Source organism: Streptomyces sp. UNOC14_S4 (assembly GCF_020740835.1).
GTDB lineage: Bacteria > Actinomycetota > Actinomycetes > Streptomycetales > Streptomycetaceae > Streptomyces.
Genome location: NZ_JAINFC010000873.1, coordinates 1 through 1,684 on the forward strand (window position 1 = coordinate 1; position 1,684 = coordinate 1,684).

At 73.2% G+C, this 1,684-nt stretch carries 1 protein-coding gene and 1 pseudogene; both read left to right on the forward strand.

Annotation, left to right across the window (positions count from 1 at the left end):
• Window positions 1-99: pseudogene (locus K6I34_RS36635) on the forward strand (IS5/IS1182 family transposase); the annotation flags it as partial.
• Window positions 100-440: 341 nt separating this feature from the next.
• Complete coding sequence (locus tag K6I34_RS36640; RefSeq protein ID WP_229332338.1) at window positions 441-1,406, forward strand: hypothetical protein; 966 nt, start codon at window positions 441-443, stop codon at window positions 1,404-1,406.
• Window positions 1,407-1,684: the final 278 nt, after the last annotated feature.

Genomic DNA, 1,684 nt, shown 5'->3' on the forward strand with positions numbered 1-1,684 from the left:
GGGCTGGCCACCCGCTACGACAAGACACCCGAGAGCTACCTCGCCGGACTCCATCTGCGCGGCGCGATCCTGTGGATCCGCAGCCTCCAACCCACCTGAAGATCCGAACTACGAACACGCTCTAGCGTCCGCTGTCGGCTCCCCGCAGGACCGGGCGCGCCCCATCAGGGGCGCGGGGAACTGCGCGAGCAACCAGCGATGATCCGCAGCCGCCGGACAGGCAGGGGCGGCCGAGCTCGTGGGCGGCTTTTAGGGGCGCGGGGAACTGCGCGACAAACCCCCACCGGACCCGCACCCGCGCACGCAGCGCAGAGGCACCCCAGTAGGCGCCGGGGCCGGGGGCGGGCGCGGCAACGGCGAGAAACCCCAACAACCCGGCCCAGCCCCGCAGGGAACCGGTACCGTCGGGGGACGAGCGGCTGATGGTCTTAGGGGATTCGGTGGGGATCGAAAGCGATCAGCTTGTTTTTGACTACCTGAGCCGAGTCGGCGACATCGCGCAACGCACCGCGCTCACCTCCGCCGACCGCATGCGGCTCGTCTCCCGCCTGCGCACGGAGATCGAGCACCGCAGAACCACGGAAGGCGCCGACACGCCCGCCGCGGTCCAGCGCATCCTCACCGCGCTCGGCACCCCGGACGAAGCCGTCGCCGACGCGGGCGGGCAGCAGAGCGCCACCACCCGCAAGGATTCCGGCAAAGTGCCCGTGCAGCGCCGCGAGGACGAGCCCGCCCGCGGCGCACTCTCGCCCGTCTTCCTCGAAGCCGCCCCGGAAACCACTGGCTCCGGCTCCGGCTCCGGCTCCGGCTCCAGGGAAATGTCGGACTGGTGGCGCGTGACCCCCGGCCCGTTCGGTACGGCCGCCCCGGGCGAACCGGTCCACGGGTTCGTCGGCGGTATCGAGATCCCCGAAATACTGAAACCGCCGACCCGCCAGCAGGAACCCGAAGCCGCGGTCGAGGCGGTCGAGGCCGCCGGGAGCGAGACGGCGGACGGGGAAGTGGAAGCGGAGGAGGCCGTGGAGGCCCGTCCCCGCCCCAGCCTGCTGCGCCGCCCGGACGGCGAGCCCGTCAGCCTCCTGCTGCTCGTCGTGGCCGGGCTGCTGATCGTCGGCGCGGTCATCGGCAACTGGTTCGTCCTCGTCGCGGGCTGGGGCCTCGCCTACCTCACCCGGAAGCTCTCGCACACCGAGTCGAAGTGGGCGGTGATGGGCATTCCGGGCGTCGCGGTGGGCGGCTGGTTCGTCTGGCTCTGGGGCCGGGCGGAGGGCCGCTGGGGCGCCCCCATCCCGACGGGCGGCCTTGGCCAGGCCCTCTCCGACACCTGGCCCTGGGCGGTCCGCCTGGCCGCCGTGACCTCGGCCCTCTTCGTCATCTGGCGCTCCCGCAAACCGGGCCAAGGCTGACGGCGGGGCTGCTACCCCGGTGGAGGCTTGTCGCGCAGTTCCCCGCGCCCCTGAAAGCCGCCCACGAGCTCGGCCCGCTGCGCCCGTCCGGCGCCTGCGGGTCGTCGCTGGTTGCTCGCGCAGTTCCCCGCGCCCCTGACGGGGCGCGCCCAGTGCCGTGGCGGGAGCTTCGCCCCCTGCGCCCCCAGCGGAACACGGCGGCAGGGATAACCATCCCCCTGCGGAGAGCCGACAGCGGACGCAGGCACCCCCTACCGGCAGCCGACAACCGGTGGAGG